We start from the raw sequence: 19110 nt of genomic DNA on the forward strand, positions 1-19110 counted from the left end.
GTGTCCGACTGGAAGATCGATCCGACCGGCGTGCAGGGCGTGCTCACGAGCGTGCAGGCCACGCAGGGTGAGCTCGCGACCGTCATCACGGAGGCCGGCATGAACGGCGTCATGGCCGGGGTCGCGTGGGGCGGCGGCATCACCGCCGGAGTCTCCGAGGCACTCGCCGGGCTGCTCACGGAGCAGCAGTCGAATGTCACCGCGGTCGGCAACACCGTGAACGCGAGCGTCGCGGGTGTCGCCAACGCCGTCTACGCCTACAACAACGGGCAGGAGCAGATGGCGCTCGAGTTCCAGGGTGCCATCGCCGACGGCTCGAACGGCGACTTCAGCTTCTTCGAGCAGCACGGATACCAGGGGGACGCATGACGATCGAAGTCTGCACCGGGGACGGCCTCATCGACCCGTCTGCGTTCGTCTGCAAGAGCGCGGACCTCGACACCTCGGTCATCGAGGGTTCGGCGACCTCGCTCGAGGGCATGGGGAGCGGCCTCGTCGAGAAGGTGTCGACGATCAGCACGACCTGGGCGGGCATCGGCGCCTCGTACCAGGCCCCAGAGCAGGAGTCCGTGTACGCGGCGATCTCGCCGGCGACCAACGCGGCCTCCGACGTCGAGGCGAGCTTCTCGAGCGCGGCCGGCTACCTGCGCACCTACGCTGAAGAGCTCGAGGGCGTCAAGACGACGCTCAAGGACCTCGAGGATCGAGCCGCCGCCTTCCGGCAGGAGGCGCTCCGGGGCTACAACGTCACGGTGTGGGATGCGCACGGGCTGTCGTGGGAGTGGGCGACGACCGACATCACGAAGCTGGGCGACAAGACCGAGCACTTCTCGTGGACCGAGCACGGCCCCGCGCGGGACAAGAACGAGGAGCTGCTCGCCGAGTACGCCGCGATCATCGAGACCGTCTCCGCCGCCGCGACGACCTGCGCGGCCGGGCTCGAGACGCTCAGCACGGGCAGCTACGTCACGGAAGACGAGGCCATCACCGCCGAGGCGATCATGGCGTCGACAGAGCTGCCCTGGGGCTACCCGGCCGACGAGGACCGCAACTGCTCCGAGTCGGTCGCGCACGGCGCCGGCAATTTCTGGCACGGCACGTGGACGGGCGCGGCGTCGCTCATCGGCCGCGACCCCGTCTCCGGCGAGTGGGGCTGGGACAAGGCGGGCGCGGCCTGGGGAGGGCTCGGCAACTTCGCCCTCTCGACGGCCGTCGTGCTGTCGCCGACGACCTGGGCCGTGAAGCTCGTCGCTCCGGGATCGGAGGCCGATCAGTGGTTCGACGATCGCGTGAACGTCGCCGCGACCGGCTGGGGGAGCCTCATCGGCTGGGACCACCAGGCTGCGCTGGCAGGAGAGAACGGCTTCCACGCCTGGGAGGAGGACGCCGTCGCGACGGGCACCGAGACGCTCGCGAACATCGGCACGTTCTTCATCCCAGGGGCGAACATCGCCAAGGGCGTCTCGACGGCGGGCCGGGTCGGCTCGATCGTGACGCGTGCCGGTGCCTTCGCCGCCGACTTCGCCATCCCCGGCGGCTCGCTTGCCGTCGGTCTCGCGACGCGGGGCATCCGGTTCTCGCCGGACGGCCTGCGCATCACGCCGTACGTCGGGGCGACCGGGATCGTGGATGCGCTCGCTCCCACGGGAGGGGTCCCTCCCGTGTCGAACGCGTTCGGCCTCGAGGCGCCCGGCTCGACAACCCTCCCGGGAGCGGGAGCTGTGCCGGGAACTGGAACCCTCCCGGGAACGGGAGCTGTGCCGGGAACTGGAACTGTCCCGGGAACGGGAGCTGTCCCGGGAACCGGAACTGCCCCCGGAACCGGAACTGTCCCGGGAACGGGCGCCGCGCCTGGCACCGGAACCCTCCCGGGCACCGGCCCGGGGTCGCCGACCGCGCCCACTTTCGACCCACCGCCTGCGCACGCACCGGATGGGCCGGGTTCGGCGGTGCCTGGCGGCGATGCGCCTGGCGGCGATGTGCCTGGCGGCGAGTCCCCGCGGACGGGCGCTCCGGTCAACTCGCCCGGCGTGGAGCCCTCGAGCATCGACCCGCACTCCGCGCACCGCACTCCGACGGACATCGGCGTCGACCGCTCGGCGGACTTCGACGGGCACCACAGCACGCGCTCCGAGCAGGAGGCGATCCGGCATGAGGCGCTCGAGACCCGCAACGAGCAGCTCGAAGCCCTGAACGACCTCGATCTCACGGTCGATGTCGACGGCGGGGCGCTCAACAAGAAGAACATCATGGCGACCATCGACGAGCTCAACGACCAGCTCGATGAGCTGGACCTGCCGCCGGAGGAGCACGCCGCCGCGGCGCAGGCGATCGCCGACCTCGAGGTCGCGGCCAGCGCCGAGCGCGAGGCCTTCGGGGCGCAGGTGGGCGCATCCGAGCAGATGGGCGACCAGGCGGCACGTGACGCGATCGCCACGCAGGGCGGAACGGTTGTGGTCGACGGCGACGGGGCTGGCCCCGGGACGTTCGATCAGATCGGTCTGCGCGTCGGCGAGGACGGAACGCAGACGCTCATCGTCGCCGAGGCGAAGGGCGGCAGCGCGCGCCTCAGCACGACGGGCCGGATCCTCCCAGACGGCACGACGCTGTCCGACGGCACCGTGCTGCCGAACGGCAGCCGCGCGGCTCAGGGGTCCACGCTGTACTTCAACGATGTGTTCCGCAACGACGCCAACCTCGCCGCGTACCTCCGCGACAATCCGGCCCTCGCCGCGGGCCTGGCCGACGGCTCGGTCAGGGTCGACTACCAGCTCGTCAAGGCGAGCCCGGGTGGCAGCATCTCCGTCCAGAGGCTCGGCCTCAACCCTGCCGAGCTGAACCTCGGCCTGCCTCGATAGGATCAGCCCATGGATGCACTCTCGCGCGCGACAGACGAACAGGTGCGTGCGGTCTGCGCGGCCTTCGACGCGGTCGAGTGGCCGCTCGGTCGCGACGGCTACGCGGCGCTGGCTGAGGAACTCGGCTGGCAGCCGAAGCTTGAGACGTCGAGCGGCATCCAGCACCGCTCCGGCTACCCCGTGAGCCTCCCGACCGTGCGGTCGCTGGTCGCCGACGAGGCGGTCTCGCAGATCACGATCGCCGCGAGCGACAAGAGCGACGACTCGGCGGCCCTCTCTCAGGCGGCGAGCGCCCTTCGCGACGCGGTGGACTCGCAGCTCGGGGCCCCGTCGGGCCAGCAGCAGGGAGACCCCTACTGGGAGCTGGGCAACGGCGGACGCATCTGGCTGAAGTCGGTGCCGAAGAAGGTGCTCCTCGTGGTCCAGGACCAGCGCTTCGCCGACATCGAACGCGTCGAGGAGCGTCTCGGTATCGACCCGAGCCGCAATCCGGGCACCGCCGACGACAACCGGTAGCAGCCCGCTGCGCACTGCGCAGCGACCCGAGACGACAGAAGACGGCGGCACGCGTGAAGCGTGCCGCCGTCTTGGGTGCGGGCGTCCCGTGCTCTGCCGAGCGGAAACTCGGCCGAGCACGGGAGGCGCGGCCTAGCTTGGGATCGAGGCGCGCGCAGCCGACAGGGCGCGGCGTGCGACGTCGTCGTTCTCGACGAGCGAGTTGCGGATGGCGGCGATCACGTCGCGCACCTGCTGGCCTGCGGAGTTCCACTGCTGCTCGAGGTGCGCGTACTCCTCGGAGACGCCGTCTGCCTGGTAGTCGGCCATGGCCTGCTTGACGTCGGCGTCGCGGCGGTCGAGTGCCGACTCGAGGCGTGCGGCGACCTGCTCGAAGTTCGCCTGCGTCGCCTCGGAGGAGCCGATGTTGTAGTCGTTGCGATCCATCTGGTTCGTGAACATGCGTGTTCTCCGGTTCTCGGGAAGGCTAGGCCTGCGGGCGGATGCGCGACAGGAAGGACTCGGAGCTGAAGTCGGTCGAGTTCGACGACGCCTCGTGGGTTGCCGCGCCGTCATCGGCGGCAGCGACGAACGCCTTGTTCTGGCCGCTGATCGACGTGACGATGCCGGCGAGCGCCGAGTTGAGCGCGTTCGAGATGTCGTCCGTCTTGGCCTTGAAGTTGTTGAAGCTGGCCTTCGCCGGTCCGTTGAAGGTGGACGCGAGCGGCTCCGCAGCATCGAAGAGCTGCTTGACGAGCTCGCCGAGGTCGTCCGATTCGGTCTGCGACTTGTTCCCGAGCGTGACCAGTGTCTGGTCTTCCATTGCGAACTTCATGGCATCCTCTCCAGCACCGCGGTCGGCGCGCGTTGTCCTCCGGAGACGTCAGTTCAGCATGATCGCACCGCCCTCGTCCAACTTTTTCGAGGGGAGTTCTCCCCTCCCGGGGTCAGGTTCGTCCGACTAGCCTTGCCACTCGTGTGGAAACAGGCCGATCTCCCAGCGGCGACCCGCCAGCGCGCCTGGTCGGTCGTGGTCGATGTCGCGCTCGGACTCGTCCTCGTGGCTGGCCTGTCGCTCTTGGCCGCGCGGATCAGCGGCGCGTTCGCCGCGCTTGTCGGAGCATCCGCGGCTCTTCTGATGCTCGGCCTCTGGTGGTGGCTGCGGTCGGCCCTCGGCACGAGCCCTGGCCACGCGCTGCTCGGCCTGCGCACCGTCGCGCGCTCGACGGGGATGCCAGCGCGACCGCTTGCCGGCGCGCGTATGACGCTCGACATCCGCGGAGGCCTCGACCCGCTCGAGCTGATGCCGGCTCCCATCGAGCTCGCACCGCCCACGCGTGTTCCCCAGCGCTTCTCGAGCCCGGACCTGGAGCTGCACTTCGACGACGGCTCGCGTCACGTCGTGCGCGGCGTCATCATCGTGGGTCGTGCGCCGCAGGTCACCTCGAGGGGGCAGCGGCCCGTCGCGGTCCCCGACTTCTCGCGGAGTCTCGCGCCGACGCACGTGCGCCTCGAGCCGAACTTCGACGGCGTGCTGGTCACCGACCTCGGCAGCATCGGCGGCACGTGGGCCTTCGCCGGCGGCGACCCGAGGCGGCTCCAGCCGGAGACCGCCATCACGGTTCCCTTCGGCACCGTGCTCGCCCTCGGGTCGCGGCGCGTGCGTCTCGGACGGCCCGGCGCGAGCATCGCAGGATCGGGGGTGGCGGCATGAGCGACACCGACCGCACCCTCATCGACACGACTCGCGCCCACCGCGAGCGGATGCTGGGCGCGCTCGCGCACGGACCGCAGGCGACGCGGCGGTCGGTCAACACCAACGTGGGGCGACTCCTCGGCTCGGTCATCCTCGGAGCCGTCATCTGCTGCGCGTGCCTCGGCACGAGCTTCGTCGTGAACCTCCTCGAGGACCGGAAGCAGCAGGAGGCGATCTCCGCGTTCCAGGCCGCGGCCGCCGCGAACCCCGTTCTGCCCGGCGGCACGGTCGTGAAGGATGAGGCCACGGGCTTCCTCCTCGACCAGGCGACGGGCGAGTACACGGACCCTCGGACTGGATTCGTCGTCGATCCCGTGACCGGCTACGCCACCGACCCGGAGGGCAAGCTCATCGACACGAGGATCGGCTGGTACATCGACCCCGCGACGGGCTACTACACGAACCCGACGAGCGGCATCACGATCGACCCGCAGACGCTGACGGTCGTCGAGTGAGCGGCCTCCGGATGATCACCCGTCGCACGACCCCTGAGGAGCACTGAGTGTCGTACACGCGACTCACCGTCATCGGCAGCGAGCGCAAGGCCGAGCTCGCACTCCCGAACAGCGAGCCCGTGGGGGTGCTCCTGCCGCACGTGCTCGAGCTCCTCGAGGAGACCCCGAGCGGGGGCGCCGTGCTGACGCTGACGACGTTGACGGGTGCATCCCTCGACTTCGACGCGACCCTCGAAGAGCAGGGCGTGCGGCCTGGGGCACTGCTGCGGGTCACGACCGTGGATGATGCTCCGCAGGCGCCGGAGGTCATCGACATCACGGACGCCATCACCGAGGCTGGCGCTGCGAGGCGGGACGCCTGGACGCAGGCGCACACACGTTCCGTGCTCGCGGTGGCCGCCGGTCTCGCCGCCGCTGGAGCCGGGTTCTGGGTCATGAGCGCGTTCGCGCTGCCCGCCGAGTGGATGCTCGCCGCGGTCGCGCTGCTCGCCGCCGCTGGCGCGGGTCTGGCGCGGTCTGGCCAGCGGGCCGCGGTGGCTGGGGTGGCGAGCGCTGCGCTCGGCCTCGCCGTGCCCGCCGCTTTCGGCCTTGCCGCCGAGATCGGTGCGGCGAGTGGCCGCGAGGGCGGCTGGGACGCGCTGCCGACCGGCGTGCTCGTCGCGGCGATGGCGGCATGGTTCGTGCTCGGCCTCGTCTGGGGTGTCGGCTTCCAGCGGACCTCCGCGAGGTACGGGGCTGGGGTCGGGCTGCTGCTCAGCGCCGGGCTGTTCTTCGTCGACCTGGCGGGCTTCGACCGCGGTGGCGTGGCCGTCATCGCCTCCGTGCTGAGCATCGCTGTGCTCGGTCTCCTCCCCGGCGCGGCGCTCTCGCTGAGCGGGCTCACCGCCTACGACGACCGCATCATGCGCGGCGCGCGCGCCACGACGTCGGATGTCCGGGCGGCGATCGCGGAGTCGTTCGCGCAGCTCACCTGGACCGTCATCGCGGTGTCGGCCGTCGCGCTCCTCTCGCTCTCCGAGCTACTGCTCTCGCAGGACCCGTGGCGGCAGGGACTCGCCGCGTCCCTCGCCGTCATCGCGCTGCTCCGCATGCGGACGTTCCCCCTCGCGCCGCCGCGCATCGCACTCCTGCTGGCGGCCGCGGTGCCGACCGCGCTGTGGCTGCTCTCGACGACGCTCGTCAGCGACGAGGGGAAGGCGCTCATCGCGGGCGTCGCTGCGCTCGTCGCCGTCGTCGTCGCGGCGTGGGAGCCCAGCGAAGTCGTCGCCGCGAAGCTCAGGAGATGGGCGGACATCCTCGAGCTGCTTGTCGTGCTCACGGTCGTGCCCCTCGCGCTCGGCTCGTTCGGCGTCTTCGCCGACCTCCTCGAGGCCTTCCGTTGAGTCGCCTCGACGGGTTCAGGCAGGCGCTCACGGCTCGCGGCGCGGCCGAGCTGCAGGACCTGCGCGAGCGGGCCGCCGTGCCCCTCGCGCTCCGGCGACGTGTCGGCGTCGCCTCGCTGGTTCCGGGCTCGGGATGCACGACCGTCGCCGTCGAGCTCGCGCGCTTCCTCTCCTCCGCGAGAAACGACCGGGTCCGCTTCGTCAGCGCGCAGGGTCCCAGCCCACGACCGGAGCGCGGCCTCGAGGGCACGAGCGTCGAGGCCCTCGAGCTCGCCCCGACCGAGTGGCCGGCGGACGTCGAGGCGTGGTGGCGGCTGCACCGCGCCTCGAGCGACCGGTACGACCTCACCGTCACCGACTGGGGTACCTCCCCGCTCGCACGCATCCGCGACCTCGCCGAGCATTCTCACGTGCTCTGCCTCGTGACGACCGCCGAGCGCGCGAGCATCCAGCACGCCCTGGACATCGCCGCCGCCATCGGCGAGCGCACACGCGTCGTGCTCGTCGCCGTCGACGTGCATCGGAGGGCCGGCCTCGCCACCGAGAGGCTCGTCAGCAGGCTGCCGTTCCCCGCGGTGCTCGTGCGGCACGACCGGGCGCTGGGAGCGGGCGCGGCGCGCGGTCTCGACGGCGTGCGGATGCTGCGCCTCGGCGCCAGGGTCATCGACGCCGCCGCGGGCATCGCGGTGCCGCCTGCTCCTGTTCCTGTGCCTGCTCCTGCCCCCACGCCCCAGGCCCCGCCCCAAGCTCCGCCTCGCGTCCCGGCCCCGGCCCCGGCCCAGGCCCAGGCCCAGGCCAGTCAGGCTCCGCCGCAGGTCCCGCCGTCGGCGCCCCCACACGTCCCCGCACCCGCCCAGGTGTTCCCGCCAGCACCCCACGCCGACCGACCAGGAGCGCGATCGTGAGCATCCGCGACGCCCACCGCCCCACGCGCACGGTCTTCCCCGCGCCCAGGCCCGAGGCGAGGCAGCTCGCCTCGCCCCCCACGCTCAGCGACGAGGCGAGCGCGACGCCGTTCCAGTTCCTCCTGCCGGTCGTCGGCGCCCTCACCTCCGTGACGATGATGGTCGTCATGCGCAACGGGCAGCCGCTGTTCCTCTTCATCGCGGGCATCGTGTTCGTCGTCGCGATCGTCTCGGGCGTCGGCTTCGCCGTCTCCGCGCGGGGCCGCGCGGGGCGCGCGCTGCGCCTCCGCCGCAAGCGCTACCTCGACTACCTCGAACGGCAGCGCAGCGAGCTGCGTGACGAGGCGACGGATGCGGTGCGGGCCGCGAGGCTCGTGCACCCCGACCGCAGCGGGCTCGCCTCCCTTGTGCACGACCCCGCGCGCCTCTGGGACCGCCGCAGAGGCGACGCCGACCACCTGCAGGCGCGCGTGGGAACGGCGACCGTGCCGTGGTTCCAGCTCGCGGTGGCCGCCGAGGATTCGCCCACCGAGCCCGCCGACCCCATCCTGCTCCGCGAAGCGCAGCTGCTCGCCGAGACGCACAGCGAGATCCCCGGCATGCCCGCCATAGCTGACCTTCGCGGCGCATCCGTCGTCGCCGTCATCGGGCCGCGGGAGCGGACCGTGCCCCTCGCCCGCGGCCTCGTCGCCCAGCTCGCAAGCCACCAGCTGCCCGACGACGTGCAGCTCGCCGCCGCCTTCGCCCCAGATCGCGGCGACGACTGGCGGGGCTTCGACCTGCTGCCGCACGCGCAGAACCCCCGGCTGTTCGACGGGCCCGTGCCCGCGCGTCGCGTCGCCCCCGAGCTGCGGCAGCTCGCCGCCGTGCTCGGCAGCGAGCTCCTCGACCGCACGCAGACGGCGGCCGCCGCCAGGCGCCGGGGCGGCAAGGCCACCGCGCTGACCAGCCTCGTCGTCATCGACGACCGCCACGGAGAGCCCGCCCGACCGTTGCAGCTGCCCGACCGCAGCTACACGCCGAGCGAGATCGGCGTCACCGTCATCCACCTCATCGACGATCGCCTCGACGAGCCCGACGACGTCGACGTCCGCATCGAGCTCGACGCGGACGGGGCAGCGCGCCTCACCCACGATGCCGGCGGCAGCGGACAGCGGACGGTGCAGTTCGACGCCGACGAGCTCACCGCGACCGCCTTCGACGGCCTCGCCAGGACCCTCGCCGCGAAGCGCACCTTCGCGGCGGCGGGCGCTCGCGACGACGAGGGCCCAGCCGCCGACATCGCCGAGATCCTGGGCGTGCCCCTCGACAGGCCCGTCTCCCTCGACCGCGTCTGGGCGCCACGGCAGCCAGCGGAGTTCCTCCGCGTCGCGTTCGGAGTCAACGACCAAGGGCGACCCGTGCACCTCGACCTCAAGGAGAGCGCGCAGCAGGGCATGGGCCCGCACGGCATCTGCATCGGAGCCACCGGGTCCGGCAAGTCCGAGATGCTGCGCACCCTCATCCTGTCGCTCGCCGTCTCCCACCCGCCGGAAGACCTCGCGATGATCCTCGTCGACTACAAGGGCGGCGCCGCCTTCGCGCCGTTCGAGGGACTGCCGCACCTGGCCGGCCTCATCGACAACCTCGCTGACGACCCGCAGCTCACGGTCCGCGCCAAGGCCTCACTGCAGGGTGAGGTCGTGCGCCGCCAGCAGCTCCTCAAGAGCGCCGACTCGTCGCCTTCGATCTCCCACTACCGCGAGCTCCGGCGCACCCGCCCCGAGCTGGCGCCCATGCCGCACCTGTTCGTCGTCATCGACGAGTTCGGCGAGCTCCTCACCGCCGAACCCGACTTCATCGACCTCTTCCTGCAGATCGGCCGCATCGGTCGCTCCATCGGCGTCCACCTCCTCCTCTCGAGCCAGCGCATCGAGGGCGGGAAGCTGCGGGGACTCGACACCTACCTCTCCTACCGCCTCGGCCTGCGCACCTTCAGCGAGGCGGAGTCCCAGGTGGTCCTCGGCTCCAACGATGCGTTCCACCTGCCGCCAGTCCCCGGCTACGGCTACCTGAAGGTCGACACGAGCGTCTACCAGCGCTTCCACGCCGGCTACGTCTCCGGGCCGGTCGACGAGGTCGCCGAGGCGCGCCCTGCCTCCGACGACGAGCATCCGCGCATCGTCGAGGTCCCCGCCTACAACGGCATCGAGAGCGGGGGAGACCCGGATGCGCCGCTCGTGCTGCGTGCGCCGGAGACGCGGCGCACCCTCATCGACGACCTCGTCGCGCAGCTCGACCGGCCGCACAAGGTCCGGCCGGTGTGGCTGCCGCCACTCGCCGAGCGCATCTCGCTGGGCGACGCCTTCGCCGCCGGATCCGGGCCCGCCGCCGAGCCGACGATCGCCGGCGCCGCCTCCCTCGCCGACCCGAGCGACGGGCATCCGCTGCGCATCGTCGTCGGCGTCGAGGACGAGCCCGCGAACCAGCGCCAGGAACCCTGGGTGCTCGACCTCACCAAGTCCGGCGGCCACATCGCCATCATCGGCGGGCCGCAATCGGGGCGCAGCACCGCGCTTCGCACGATCGCGGCCTCCCTCGCGCTGAGCGGGTCGCCGGGGGCCGTCGGCATCTACGGCATGGACCTCACGGGTGGTGGACTGCGCAGGCTCGAAGCGTTCCTGCACGTCGGCGGTGTCGCCGCTCGGGGCGACGACTCTCGCCTCGTGCGCCTCGTCGAGGAGCTCACCGCCATGCTCCGCATGCGCGAGGAGCTGTTCAAGCGCCACAGCATCGACAGCACGGCGCAGCTGCGGGCCATGCACGCAGCCGGCAAGCTGCCGGAGCTCCCGACCGCCGACATCGTGCTGCTCGTCGACGGATACGGCGCGCTCCGTCAGGACTTCGAGCACCTCGACGGCCCCTTCACGAAGCTCATGCTGCAGGCCTCCAGCTACGGCATCCACCTCGTCGTGACGCTCGGTCGCTGGAGCGAGCTGCGCATGGCCCACCAGTCGCTCTTCGGCACGCGCATCGAGCTGCGCCTCAACGACCCCGCCGACTCCGCCATCGACCGGAAGCTCGCGAAGTCCGTGCCGCCCGACTCCCGTGGGCGCGCCCTCACCGACGCGAAGACGCTCGCCCAGTTCGCCCTCCCGGCGCTCGAAGCGGTCGACCCCGACCAGGTCGGCGAGGCTCTCGAGGAGCTCGCGGCTCGCGCCGCGGAGTCCTGGAGCGGGCCAGCGGCGGCCCCCATCCGCCTCCTGCCGAACACCATCGACCCGTCGACGCTCCCGGATGCCGCCGACGAGCCGACGGCCGTGCCCCTGGGGCTCCGACAGGACACCATGGACAGCGCCCTCTGGGATTTCCTCGACTCCGACCAGCACCTGGTCGTGCTCGGGGACGCGAAGAGCGGCAAGTCGACGGCGCTGCGCGTCATCGCGAAGGGGCTCGTCGAGCGGTTCACGCCGGACGAGCTCGCCATCGCGGTCGTCGATCCGCGTGGCAAGGTGCCGAGCGTCATCCCCGAGGAGTACCTCGCGGCGCACGCCAGATCGGCCGCCCAGGCCAGCGGGCTGGCCGCCTCCATCGCGAGCGAGCTCGCCGAGCGTCCCGGACGCACCGCCGAGCAGCTGCGCAAGACGCCGAGGGTCGTGCTGCTCGTCGACGACTACGACATCGTCGCGGCGGGTGGCACGGACCCGCTCGGCGCGCTCGTGCCGCACCTGCCCGCGGCCCGGGACCTTGGCATCCACATCGTCGTGACGAGGCCGGTGGCAGGCTCGACGAGGGCCATGTACGCGCCGTTCCTCCAGAGCACGCGCGACACGGGCGGTGCGCTGCTGCTGCTCTCCGGCGACCGCAGCGAGGGCCAGATCGCGCCTCGCGTCTACGCCGAGCGGATGCCCCCTGGGCGCGGCAAGTACCTGCGCCGCGGCGAGGCACCCGCGGTCGTGCAGCTCGCGAACCTCCCCGAGGCCCTCTGACCCCTCCGCCCTGCCCCCGCCCCGCCGAGGTCAGCGAGTGGTGAGGGCCTGGAACTCGGGGTTCTTGCGGATGAACGAGGCGACGTACGGGCACTGCGGCACGATCGTGAGGGCCGACTGCTCGCCGAGGGCCGTGAGCGCCGCATCCGTCAGGACGGCGGCGAGACCCTGCCCCTGGTAGGCGGGGTCGACGACGGTGTGGTCGATGACGATCGCATCGGCCGTCGTGACGTAGCTCAGGTAGCCGAGTTCGTTGCCGTCGCCGTCGTTGAGGGCGAAGCGCGAGCGATCCTGCTGGTGCTGGACGGTGTTTGACATGGCCAGAGGGTACGCCGTGCCGCGAACAGCCACCTCGATGTCGGCTGTGCCAGTCCCGTGCGCCGCTCGCGGCGAGGCCGTCCCTTGTATCCGCGCCACTCGGCCAGCCCCTGGGGCGCGTGCGCAAGGCTGTGCGAGGGTTGACCGGTGACTGAGGAGCAGCAGGGCCAAGCACCCGACGATCAGGGGCGTCGTGCTGAGCGCGCTGAGCGGACGGAGCGCACCAAGCGGGGAGTCTCCGCGCGGGTTCGCCGCAACAGGAAGATCGCAGCGGCGGCGCTGGCCGTGGTCGTCCTGCTCGGCGGCGGCTTCGTCTACTGGGCGGTCACCGCGGCATCGAACGGGGATGCGAACGTGCCGACGATCGCATCCACGACGCCGCCCGCGACCCCATCTGCCTCGGCGACCTCGACACCGACGCCGGAGTCCACCCCGACGGCAGACCCCGCCCCGACGGAGACGCAGCCCCCTGCGGCGGCCCTGAACATCACGGACCCCAACAGCATCACGGTGCTCGTCAACAAGCAGACCCCGCTCTCCCCGGCCGACTATGCGCCGGGCGATCTCGTGGCGATGTCCGACATCGGCGTCCCCTCCGCCAACGGCCACTCGCTCCGCTCGGAAGCGGCAACCGCAGTGCAGACCATGTTCGCGGCGGCCAGCGCCGAAGCCGGCCTCACCCTCGACATGACCAGCGGGTACCGCGACTACGGGCTCCAGACGGAGCTGTACACCGGCTACGTCGCCGAGTTGGGGCAGGAAGCCGCCGACCTCACCTCGGCCCGGCCCGGCTACAGCGAGCACCAGACGGGGCTCGCCGCAGACATCTCCTCACAGGGAGAGGGCTGCGTCCTCGAGCAGTGCTTCTCGACGACCGCCGGTGGGCAGTGGCTCGCTGCCAACGCGCACCGGTTCGGGTTCATCCTGCGCTTCCCCGACGGAGCCACCGCGACCACCGGATACGAGTTCGAGCCCTGGCACTACCGCTACGTGGGCGCCGAGACATCGGCCGCGATGCAGGCGGCCGGCGCGACGACGTACGAGGAATTCCTTGCCGCTCCCGCGGCACCGGGCTACTGAGAAGACGATGCTCGGTAGAGTTCTGCCAGAGCTTTGGAAGCAGAAGCACTCCAAGACCAGGAGGTCGAGATGGCAACGTGCCCCACGTGTGGTGCCGAAGCGCAGGTCGGACAGAGATTCTGTGCCGAGTGCGGTACCAAGCTGACGGTCGCGCGTCCTCGCGCCACTGAGGGCGAAGGCAGCAACGCGGCGCCTCGCCGTCCCGCGGATATCGGTGCTGGCGGGTTCCGCTGGAACGCCTCCGCGCCCACTCCGCCCTCCGAGGTGGTGGGTCGTGCTCGCGAGGAAGCGCAGCAGGCGGCTCCACCGTCGAGCGACGGCGACGACTTCTTCGCACGGTACCGGCCGAAGGCCGCGTCGCCGAGCGCACCGGAGGCTGACGACGACGAGGCTGACGACGCCGAGTCGGCTGCCCCGGAACCGCAGTCGTACCTCCGCTCGCGCCGCCGGTTCAACCCCGACCTGCGTGCCACGGGTGAGCGCGACATCGTCGCCCCGAACCCGGTCGCAGCTGAGCCCTTCTCTCCCCCGACCCCCGCGGTCCCGAGGAAGCCGGCCGTTCCCACAGCGGTCGAGCCCCCCGTCGAGGAGCCGACGCCCGCATCGACGCCTGCCGCGGCGGATGCTCCAGCGGCGCCGGGCGCCACGGGTCCGGTTCGCGACGCGTTCGCCTTCGAGCCGCCGACCACGGAGTTCGATGTGCTTCCCATGAGCACGCCGACGCGCGCCGCCGGTCCGACCGGATCCTCTGGCAGCGACGACGAGGCCCGAGGCCAGGTCCCGAGCTGGTTCTCCGGCCTCGAGGGCACTGGCGACCCGGCTCCCGTGGCCTCGGCACCCGCCGAACCCGCAGCACCCGCAGCACCCGCAGTCCCCGCTGCGCCAGTCGAGCCCGCAGCACCCCCTGCCGCAGTGCCGACAAGCGCGGCGCCGCAGTTCGGCCGCCCACCGGCGCAGGCCGAGGACTCCACGTCGGCAGCACCCGCGAACGCGGGGCCGCGCGAGGCCACGACGGCCGAGCCGCAGGCTCCCGCGAGCAGCCCCAGGATCCCGTCCTTCCGCGCCGACCCGCCGGCTGCTCCCGCGCCGAGGGTGGTCCCGTCTTCGCCGCCGATGCCGGCGACCGGCGACCCCCTGCGGGGCGCATCCGCAGCCCCTGTCTTCCCGAGCGGGCCTGCAGTCGTGCCGGGCGAGCCGCCGCGCGCAGCACCCGCGGAGAGCAGCGCCTTCGATGAGCTCCTCGCCGGAGAGCGCAGCGACGGCAGCGTCCTGGACGACTCGGATCGCCCCATCGTCTCCCGCGACTTCGAGCAGACCGGCATCGTGCCGCTGCCCTCGCGAACCCGGGAGAGCTTCGGAGGCGCACGAGAGTCCGAGCGGCAGGATGCGGCCGATCTCTTCGGCGCGCCAGCCACGCCAGCTGCGCAGATCCCGCCAGCGCCATCCGCCCCGCAGGCGCCCCAGGCCCCACAGCCACCCGTGGCCGAGCACGCGCCAGACGCCGAACCGCGGACTCGCGCGCTGCCGCGACAGGGTGCGAGCCAGGAGTTCGACCACGCCCCTGCTGACGACCGCGATCGGCAGGCAGCCGCTGGCACCGCAGCTGCAACCGCCGCCGGAGCCGCAGTTGCTGGGGCTGCTCCATCACTGCCCTCCGAGCGAGGCACGACGCGGCCGCCGCGGTCCGACGATGGCCAGCGCGAAGAGGACCCGGCCAGGGAACTCCTCTCGAGCTGGTTCGACGAAGACGACGCAAGCGAGCAGCCGTCGGCGCCCGCATCCGCCGGAGCGCGCGCGTCTCGCCGGCCCGCTCAGGCCGCCACGGCGTCTGCCGCACCGGCGGGAGCCCCGCCCAGGTCTCCTGCACCCACCTCCGCCGGACCGGTCGGCGACGGGCCAGACCTCGAGCCCTCCGACCGCAACCCGTTCGATCGGGTCGGGGCGGCCCTCGGCGGCGGCAACGGCGGTGGCGGCGGTCGCATGGGAGCGGCCGTCCGCGGCCTCGACAACCGCAACCGTCGCCGTCTCGGCGTCATCGCGCTCTCGGTGGTCGGCTCGATCCTGCTGATCCTGTCCGCCATCATGATCGGCAATGTCGTCGGCGCGAACCGCGACGAGCCGACAGCGAGCGAGACTGCGCAGGAACAGCCAGCGACCGAGGATCCGACGACGCCCGCCGTCCCCGCCGCCGTTGCCGACCCCAACTTCGCCCCGGTCACGTTCACGAGCGAGACCGGCAACATCCGCTGCCAGATCACGCCGGAGACGGGTGTCACCTGCCAGCAGTACACGGTTGGCTTCGAGGTCCCGGAACAGGCCTGCGAGGCGGGAGCGACGGGCGTCGTGGTCGGTCTCGACTCGAACGGCTACACGTTCCCCTGCCTCATGGACGACATCCCGACCGAGGGCGCCGTCGTACAGCCCTACGACTCACCTGTGGCGCTCGGCGAGTTCGTGTGCGAGATCACGTTCGAGACCGGCGTGACCTGCTTCAACGCATCTGGTGACATCGTCAGCGTCGAGTACTCGGCGGGAGTCGGTCAGGCCGGACGCCTGAGCGCGACGAACCCGACCCCAGCGGCAGGGCAGTAGCGGCCCGCACGGCACGACGAAGAACGCTGCCTGCGTCCGCACCTCCCGAGCTTGACCGGAGGTGCGAGACGCAGGCAGCGTTCTTCGTGCGAGGACGCGCTGCTAGGAGCCCAGCGCCGCGTCGACGATCGCCTTGGCCTCCGCCTGCACGAGCTTCAGGTGCTCTGGCCCCTTGAACGATTCGGCGTAGATCTTGTACACGTCCTCGGTGCCGGATGGGCGGGCAGCGAACCACGCGTTGGCGGTCGTGACCTTCACCCCGCCGATCGCCGCACCGTTGCCTGGGGCGTGGCTGAGGCGCGCCGTGATGGGGTCGCCGGCGACCTCGACCGCGGAGATGGCGTCGCCGTCGAGCTTGCCGAGCACGGACTTCTGCGCCGGCGTTGCCGGGGCGTCGACTCGCTCGTAGGCGGGGCGGCCGAACTCCGCGACGAGCTCCTCGTAGCGCTGCGACGGGGTCTTTCCGGTGACGGCGATGATCTCGGCCGCCAGGAGGGCGAGCAGGATGCCGTCCTTGTCGGTGGTCCAGACGGTGCCGTCCTTGCGGAGGAACGAGGCCCCTGCGGACTCCTCGCCGCCGAACACGATCGAGCCGTCGATGAGGCCGGGCACGAACCACTTGAAGCCGACGGGCACCTCGACGAGCGTGCGGCCGAGCGAGGCGGCGACGAAGTCGATCATGGTGCTCGACACGAGCGTCTTGCCGATGCCTGCCGTCACCGACCATTCGGGGCGGTGCGCGCACAGGTAGTCGATGGCCACGGCCAGGTAGTGGTTGGGGTTCATGAGGCCCGCGTCCGGGGTGACGATGCCGTGGCGGTCCGCGTCTGCATCGTTCCCGGTCAGGATGTCGTAGTCGTGGCGGCGCGCGAGCACGGAGGCCATCGCGGACTGCGACGACGGGTCCATGCGGATCTTGCCGTCCCAGTCGAGCGTCATGAACGGCCAGCGCGCATCCACGTCCGGGTTCACGACGGTGAGATCGAGGTCGTACTCGTCTGCGATGGCCTGCCAGTAGCGCACGCTCGCGCCGCCCAGGGGGTCCGCGCCGATGCGCACGCCCTCGCGCTTGATGGCGTCGACGTCGATGATGTTCTTCAGGTCGCGCACGTAGTCGCCCTTGAAGTCGTGGCGGCCCACGTTGCTCGTATCCGGAGTGCCGCGCTTCACACCGTCGAGGCCCGCTTCGATGAGCTCGTTCGCTCGATTCGCGATCCAGCCCGTCGCGTCGCTGTCAGCCGGCCCGCCGTGCGGGGGGTTGTACTTGAAGCCGCCGTCCTGGGGAGGGTTGTGGCTCGGGGTGACGACGATGCCGTCGGCCTGCTCGGTGTTGGCCGGGTCCGCGTTGTAGCGGATGATCGCGTGGGACAGCGCCGGGGTCGGCACCCATTCGTCGTCGAGGTCGGCGAGCACGGTGACGCCGTTGCCGACGAGCACCTCGAGGGCGCTGCGCTCGGCCGGCTCGCTGAGCCCGTGCGTGTCGCGGCCGATGAAGAGCGGACCCGTGATGCCCTGCGCCTCGCGATACTCGACGATGGCCTGCGTGATGGCGAGGATGTGGGTCTCGTTGAAGGACGAGGTGAGGCTCGAGCCGCGGTGGCCGCTCGTGCCGAACGCGACGCGTTGCGTCGAGACGGCGGGGTCGGGGATCTTCTCGGCGTACGCAGCGATGAGTGCGTCGAGATCGATGAGGTCAGATTCAAGGGCGAGGCTGCCAGCGCGATCGTGCATGTCCACAGTCTGGCACCGCGAGGTGTCTCGTGGGGAGGAAGTCGAGCATCGGCATAGGCTGATCTCCATGACCGAAGCCAGTGCCGTGCCAGATGAGCGAGAGACGTACTCCTACCTCGGGCCGGCGGGCACCTTCACGGAGGCGGCGCTCGGCCAGGTCGAGGCGGCCCGGGGGCAGATCTGGCGGCCGGTGAGCAACGTCGGCGAGGCGCTCGCCGACGTGACGACGGGGCGCAGCGTCGCGGCGATGATCGCGATCGAGAACAGCATCGAGGGTGGGGTCACGGCGTCGCAGGATGCGCTCGCCACGATTCCGGGGCTCCGGATCGCGGGGGAGTACGAGGTCTCCATCTCCTTCAGCCTCGTGGTGCGCCCTGGAACCCGTCTCGAGGATGTCCGCACCGTCTCCGCGCATCCGGTGGCGTACGGGCAGTGCCGGAGGTGGCTGCACGCCCACGTCCCGGGCCACGAGCACGTCGCCGCGAACTCGAACATCGCCAGCGTCAATGCGCTCTTCGATGAGCGGGGTGACATCGACGCCGCGATCGCGCCGCGGGGGGTCGAGGGCCGCTTCGACGTCTCGGTGCTCTCCGAGAACATCCAGGACAACAAGATGGCGCGCACGCGCTTCGCGCTCGTCAGCCTGAGCCGCGAGCTGCCCGCCAGGACGGGCGCCGACAAGACGAGCCTCATCGTGGAGCTGCCCGAGGAGTTCCCGGGATCGCTCATGGTCATGCTGGAGCAGTTCGCGACTCGCGGTGTGAACCTGTCGATGATCACCTCGCGTCCGCTGCCCGACCGCATCGGCTCCTATCGCTTCGTGCTCGACCTCGACGGCCACATCGACGATGCGAGGGTGGCGGATGCGCTGCTCGGGCTTCGCCGGTTCAGCCCGCACGTCATCTTCCTCGGCTCGTATCCGCGTGCCGACCGGAAGCCGGTCGTCGTCGACCCCAAGTGGGGCGACGAGCACTTCGGGGAAGCGGTCGACTGGCTGAACTCTCTGCGCGGCTAGCGCGAGCCGGGATCGGGACCGCAGCTCTCGAGCAGGCTCGCCGCGAGGCGTCGGGCGCTGTCGACGGTGATGTCGAGGACGGGCCCGCCGTGGAGGAGGAGTGCGAGCCACGAGACGCGCTCGTGTGCCTCCTGATGCTGCACGAGCACAAGCGGGTCGACCGCGAAGGCGTGCTGTCGCCCGCCGGGGGATTCGTGGTCGGGCCTTCGCGACACGACCGACACCTCGCGGCTGAGGCTGTAGTGCAGGGTCTCGTCGGCGTCGAGGTGCAGTGCGACGCACCATTCTGGGCATCGCTGCGTGCCGGATGTCGTGGTCATGCGCGGGGTCTCCCTGCTTGCGTGCGACGATGGCGCTCCCGGTCCGGCACAGCCGGGAGAGTCGTCGCGTGTGGCGTACTCGGTCTGTCCGGACACCGTAGAGGCGACCACCGACGTTTCGCGCCCGACCGGGCGCCCGGGTCCGCGTCGCGAGGTCCAGGTCCCGAGCGGTCGCCTCTGAGAGACTTGGGTGCCCGCCCCGGCCTGGGGTCGCGTGCATTCTCGTGTCTGGAGG

The 19110-nt window shown here is 71.6% G+C and carries 16 protein-coding genes; 11 read left to right on the forward strand and 5 right to left on the reverse strand.

Features of this window, described 5'->3' with window-relative positions:
- From C5B99_RS17025 to C5B99_RS17040, 3 genes are read left to right on the forward strand one after another with little or no spacing between them, the layout of a single operon-like run.
- Window positions 1-369 carry a DUF6507 family protein gene (locus C5B99_RS17025; RefSeq protein ID WP_104244283.1) on the forward strand — a complete coding sequence of 123 codons (369 nt, stop codon included), beginning with the start codon at window positions 1-3 and terminating at the stop codon, window positions 367-369.
- On the forward strand, window positions 366-2858 hold the full coding sequence (locus C5B99_RS19405) for a hypothetical protein (protein WP_181065047.1): 2493 nt from the start codon (window positions 366-368) through the stop codon (window positions 2856-2858). The genes C5B99_RS17025 and C5B99_RS19405 overlap by 4 nt, the downstream gene beginning before the upstream one ends.
- Window positions 2859-2867: 9 nt before the next feature.
- A complete protein-coding gene (locus C5B99_RS17040; protein ID WP_104244285.1) occupies window positions 2868-3374 on the forward strand; it encodes a DUF6301 family protein in 507 nt (168 codons plus the stop codon).
- A gap of 132 nt (window positions 3375-3506) precedes the next feature.
- Here the strand turns inward: C5B99_RS17040 and C5B99_RS17045 are convergent, their stop codons facing one another.
- Together C5B99_RS17045 and C5B99_RS17050 are read right to left on the reverse strand one after the other, a co-directional pair.
- The gene (locus C5B99_RS17045; RefSeq protein WP_104244287.1) at window positions 3507-3815 is read right to left on the reverse strand and encodes a hypothetical protein; all 309 of its coding nucleotides are present in this window, start codon (window positions 3813-3815) and stop codon (window positions 3507-3509) included.
- 25 nt (window positions 3816-3840) lie between these two features.
- The gene (locus C5B99_RS17050) at window positions 3841-4188 is read right to left on the reverse strand and encodes a hypothetical protein (RefSeq protein WP_104244289.1); all 348 of its coding nucleotides are present in this window, start codon (window positions 4186-4188) and stop codon (window positions 3841-3843) included.
- A gap of 141 nt (window positions 4189-4329) precedes the next feature.
- Here C5B99_RS17050 and C5B99_RS17055 point away from each other — a divergent pair, with 141 nt between their 5' ends.
- Genes C5B99_RS17055 through eccCa form a run of 5 tightly spaced genes read left to right on the forward strand, consistent with a single transcriptional unit; the run spans window position 4330 to window position 11819 of the window.
- The gene (locus C5B99_RS17055) at window positions 4330-5067 is read left to right on the forward strand and encodes an FHA domain-containing protein (RefSeq protein ID WP_104244291.1); all 738 of its coding nucleotides are present in this window, start codon (window positions 4330-4332) and stop codon (window positions 5065-5067) included.
- Window positions 5064-5564: a hypothetical protein gene (locus tag C5B99_RS17060; protein ID WP_104244293.1), complete on the forward strand. Its 501-nt coding sequence runs from the start codon at window positions 5064-5066 to the stop codon at window positions 5562-5564. The genes C5B99_RS17055 and C5B99_RS17060 overlap by 4 nt, the downstream gene beginning before the upstream one ends.
- Before the next feature lie 47 nt (window positions 5565-5611).
- The gene (locus C5B99_RS17065) at window positions 5612-6946 is read left to right on the forward strand and encodes an EsaB/YukD family protein (RefSeq protein WP_104244295.1); all 1335 of its coding nucleotides are present in this window, start codon (window positions 5612-5614) and stop codon (window positions 6944-6946) included.
- Window positions 6943-7851, forward strand: a complete 909-nt coding sequence (locus C5B99_RS19410; protein ID WP_104244297.1) for a hypothetical protein — start codon at window positions 6943-6945, stop codon at window positions 7849-7851. Before C5B99_RS17065 ends, C5B99_RS19410 begins: the two co-directional genes overlap by 4 nt.
- A complete protein-coding gene (gene eccCa / locus C5B99_RS17075; RefSeq protein WP_104244299.1) occupies window positions 7848-11819 on the forward strand; it encodes a type VII secretion protein EccCa in 3972 nt (1323 codons plus the stop codon). Before C5B99_RS19410 ends, eccCa begins: the two co-directional genes overlap by 4 nt.
- A 30-nt stretch (window positions 11820-11849) precedes the next feature.
- Here eccCa and C5B99_RS17080 read toward each other — a convergent pair whose 3' ends face one another.
- Window positions 11850-12137, reverse strand: a complete 288-nt coding sequence (locus tag C5B99_RS17080; RefSeq protein ID WP_104244301.1) for a GNAT family N-acetyltransferase — start codon at window positions 12135-12137, stop codon at window positions 11850-11852.
- 147 nt (window positions 12138-12284) lie between these two features.
- Between C5B99_RS17080 and C5B99_RS17085 the strand changes: the two genes are divergently transcribed.
- Together C5B99_RS17085 and C5B99_RS17090 are read left to right on the forward strand one after the other, a co-directional pair.
- Window positions 12285-13217, forward strand: a complete 933-nt coding sequence (locus C5B99_RS17085) for a M15 family metallopeptidase (RefSeq protein ID WP_104244303.1) — start codon at window positions 12285-12287, stop codon at window positions 13215-13217.
- A 267-nt stretch (window positions 13218-13484) separates the two neighbouring features.
- The gene (locus C5B99_RS17090) at window positions 13485-15809 is read left to right on the forward strand and encodes a hypothetical protein (protein ID WP_104244305.1); all 2325 of its coding nucleotides are present in this window, start codon (window positions 13485-13487) and stop codon (window positions 15807-15809) included.
- 102 nt (window positions 15810-15911) lie between these two features.
- Here C5B99_RS17090 and pgm read toward each other — a convergent pair whose 3' ends face one another.
- Entirely contained in the window at window positions 15912-17540 is a 1629-nt protein-coding gene (gene pgm / locus C5B99_RS17095; protein ID WP_104244331.1) for a phosphoglucomutase (alpha-D-glucose-1,6-bisphosphate-dependent), read from the reverse strand.
- 67 nt (window positions 17541-17607) lie between these two features.
- Between pgm and pheA the strand changes: the two genes are divergently transcribed.
- Window positions 17608-18555 (forward strand): prephenate dehydratase, encoded by a 948-nt coding sequence (pheA, locus tag C5B99_RS17100; RefSeq protein ID WP_104244307.1) that lies wholly within the window; start codon window positions 17608-17610, stop codon window positions 18553-18555.
- Here pheA and C5B99_RS17105 read toward each other — a convergent pair.
- Window positions 18552-18875, reverse strand: coding sequence for a DUF6907 domain-containing protein (locus C5B99_RS17105; RefSeq protein WP_104244309.1), 324 nt, complete (start codon window positions 18873-18875; stop codon window positions 18552-18554). The two genes, pheA and C5B99_RS17105, sit on opposite strands and share 4 nt — an antisense overlap.
- Window positions 18876-19110: the final 235 nt, after the last annotated feature.

The organism is Pseudoclavibacter sp. Z016, assembly GCF_002931215.1.
Classification (GTDB): domain Bacteria; phylum Actinomycetota; class Actinomycetes; order Actinomycetales; family Microbacteriaceae; genus Pseudoclavibacter.